Source organism: Cupriavidus sp. 01L46 (assembly GCF_056399905.1).
Genome location: NZ_JBFTSF010000489.1, coordinates 1 through 2945, shown reverse-complemented (window position 1 = coordinate 2945; position 2945 = coordinate 1). Strand labels below are relative to the sequence as shown.

General features: G+C 69.7%; 3 protein-coding genes. All 3 read right to left on the bottom strand.

The features are described from left to right. Window positions 1-432: cysteine hydrolase family protein (locus tag AC1DS3_RS37355; protein ID WP_477129215.1), on the bottom strand; the 432-nt coding region annotated here is incomplete at its 3' end. Window positions 433-513: 81 nt separating this feature from the next. Continuing rightward, on the bottom strand, window positions 514-1842 hold the full coding sequence (locus tag AC1DS3_RS37350; RefSeq protein WP_441634043.1) for an SGNH/GDSL hydrolase family protein: 1329 nt from the start codon (window positions 1840-1842) through the stop codon (window positions 514-516). A 48-nt stretch (window positions 1843-1890) separates the two neighbouring features. Beyond that, the coding region (locus AC1DS3_RS37345; RefSeq protein ID WP_477129214.1) for an MFS transporter at window positions 1891-2945 on the bottom strand (1055 nt) is incomplete at its 5' end.

Here is a 2945-nt window from a genome sequence, read left to right as displayed (position 1 = left end):
GGCGTGCGGCTTGTCGTGCGTGGTATGCGCGTCGGCGGCGAGCGTGATCGAATAGCCAAGCCCGGCGGCGCGGCGCACGGTGGTGTCCACGCAGAACTCGGTGGCATACCCGCAGATGACCAGGTGCTTCGCCCGCAGGCGGTCCAGCAGCGCGGCGAGCTCGGTATGCAGGAAGGAGTCGGGCGTGGTCTTGCGCACGCGGTGGTCGTCGGCCGCGACGACCAGCGTGCGCTCCAGCTCCCAGCCTGGTGAGCCGAACGACAGCGCGCCGCCAGCCTGCTCGTGCTGCACGAACACCACCGGCACGCCGGCTGCGCGCGCCCGTGCCGTGAGGCCGTTGATGTGGCCGAGCACGGCATCGGCATCGCCCGGGCGCGGCGCGTCATCGAACAGGCCACGTTGTACGTCAATCACGATCAGAGCGGTTTGCATCGAATGAATGGCCGGCGGCCCGTGGCTGGATAGCCGCCAGCATAAGCGAGCGCCCGCGCAACCGCAACGCAATGCGCCGGCCTACCGCAACAAGTTCAGGTCGATGGCTTGCGCCATGGCCCGGTAGCCATGATCCCCCGGGTGCAGATGGTCGCCCGAATCATAGGCCGGCAGCATGCGCGTGGGACGCGCGGGATCGCGCAGCAGCGCGTCGAAATCCACCACCGCGTCGAAGGCGCCGCCGGTGCGTATCCAGGCATTGACCTGCTGGCGCAGCGCCTCCTTGTCATCGTTGTAGTAGTTGCCCAGTGGCGTGCCTTGCAGCGCGCCCTCGAACGGCGTCAAGGTTGCGCCGACGATGCGCACGCCGCGGCTGTGGGCGCGCGCGACCAGCTGGCGGTACCCGGCGATCAGCGCCTGTGCGTGCAGGGCAGGTTCGTCCGGCGCAAACAGCGTGCCGGGCCAGCCGATGTCGTTGATGCCCATCAGCAGGATCACTGTCTTCACGCCCGGCTGGGCCAGCACGTCGCGCTCGAAGCGGGCCAGCGCGTTGACGCCCATGCTGTCGCGCAGCACGCGCGCACCGGAAATGCCGGCGTTGAGCAGCGCCACGTTGGCGGGGGCGAGGCGCTCGGCCAGGAAGTCGGGCCAGCGGCGGTCGGTTTCCGGCGTCGCGCCGGCGCCGTCGGTAATCGAATCGCCCAGCGCCACCACGGCGCTTGATGGTGCCATCGCGTCGACCAGGATACTGCTCAGCACGATGCGCGCCGGCGTGGTCAGCGGCGCTGCCAGACGCGTGGACGCCGTGGCGTTGCCGTCGGCGATATAGGCGGTGCGGCGCCCTTCCCAATGAAACGTGTCTAGCCGCGACGGGCCGGGCAGGTACAGGCTGACGGCAAGGCTGGCCAGCGGCACCACGGACAGGTCGACCGCATCGCTGAGCACCGCCGCGCCCGGCGGAAGCGTCACCTCCGGCTGGCCGCCGAAGCGCAGCAGCCGGTCGCTGCCGGGCACGGTTTGCGCATCCGTTGACGCCAGCGCGACACGCGCTTCGCCGATGCGCAGAGGCTCGGTGCCGTACGCGTTCGACAACTCCACCCGCACCCTGCCGCCGCCAAGGCTGAGGCGAGCGACCTGGCGAATGGTCTGCCGCGCGATGCGCTCCGGGATATTGGTGGGGAAGATGAAATCCGCTCCCCAGACCGGCTGCGGGCTGGCGCTCCAGCTGGCCACCCAATGACCGCCCCATTCACCGCCCCATTCACCAGCCAGATTGCCGGATGTGACGGCACGATGTTCTGGCATGGGCTCGCCAGGCGAAGCGCCGGCGGCGGGCGCGGCTGCGGTCAGGGACAGCGTGGTCAGTGCCACGCAGGGCAGCAAGCGTTGCAAGTGTTGACTCGGGGACATGGTTGGCTCTCGATAATCTCGATAAAACAGCTTGTGCGGATCGAAGAATCAATGCACTGGTTGGGACGGCTGCCTGGCCCCGCCGAACGCCTGCGTGCCGCCCGTACCCCGATCGAGCCGAATGGCCAGCAGCGCCACGGCCACTGCGGCGACCGGGACCAGCGCGGCAACCCAGGTCACGGCGCCAAGCCCCGGCCCGCGGGTGATGACCACCCCGCCCAGCCACGCCCCAATGGCATTGCCCAGGTTGAAGGCGGCGATATTGAAGCTCGACGCCAGGCTCTGCCCTGCACCGCTGGCACGCTCCAGCACCCACATCTGCAGCRGCGCCACGGTTGCGAAGGCAGCCACGCCCAGCAGGCCGATGAAGATCACGGACAGCACCTTGCTGTGCAGGACAAAACTCATCAGCCCGAGCACCACAGCCAGCGCCAGCATGCTGCCAAGCACGGTGGCCTGCAGATGGCGGTCCGCCAGCTTGCCGCCAAGCAGGTTGCCGGCCACCAGGCCCACGCCGAAGACCAGCAGGATGGGCGAGACGGCGCTATCGGCAAAGCCGGTGATCTGCGTCAGGATCGGCGCGATATACGTGAACACCGCGAACACGCCGGCATAGCCCAGCACCGTGGTCAGCAGCCCCAGCAGTACCGGCCGGCGCATCAGCGCACGCAGGTCGCGGCGCAGGTCGGGGGCTTGCGGTGCTGCGCGCTCGGCCGGCACCGCCAGGGCAATCACCAGCACCGCCACCAAGCCAACGGCGGCCACCGCCCAGAAGCTGGCGCGCCAGCCGTAGGCCTGGCCGAGCCAGGTGCCGAACGGCACCCCGAGCACACTCGCCACCGTCAGCCCGGTGAACATCACGGCAATGGCCGAGGCGCGCTTGTGCGGCGCCACCAGCCCGGTGGCAACCACCGAGCCCACGCCAAAGAACGTGCCATGCGCCAGCGCGGTGAGCACCCGCGCGGCCATCAACAACGCGTAGCTTGGCGCCAGCGCGCAGGCCGCATTGCCGATGGTGAAGATCACCATCAGGCCCAGCAGCGCCGTCTTGCGCGGCCAGCGGGCGGTCAGCGCGGTCATGACCGGTGCGCCGGCCACCACGC